1 protein-coding gene is annotated in these 241 nt (G+C 60.2%); it reads left to right on the top strand.

The window, feature by feature from the left end:
- The coding region (locus tag EOD29_RS34620) for an FGGY family carbohydrate kinase (RefSeq protein WP_245475530.1) at window positions 1-241 on the top strand (241 nt) is incomplete at both ends.

Here is a 241-nt window from a genome sequence, read left to right as displayed (position 1 = left end):
CCCGCGTTTCCGGGCGCTGACCGGCAATATCGTGTTTCCCGGCTTTACGGCGCCCAAGCTCGCCTGGATCAGGAAGCATGAGCCTGAGACTTTCGCGAAGGTCGCCAAGGTATTGTTGCCGAAGGATTATCTGCGTCTCTGGCTGACCGGCGAATATATCTCCGAAATGTCGGATTCGGCAGGCACCTCCTGGCTCGATACTGGCAAGCGCGGCTGGTCGTCGGAACTGCTTGCCGCCACC

It is taken from the genome of Mesorhizobium sp. M1A.T.Ca.IN.004.03.1.1 (assembly GCF_003997555.1).
Classification (GTDB): domain Bacteria; phylum Pseudomonadota; class Alphaproteobacteria; order Rhizobiales; family Rhizobiaceae; genus Mesorhizobium.
This window is presented reverse-complemented; position numbering and strand designations above follow the sequence as displayed.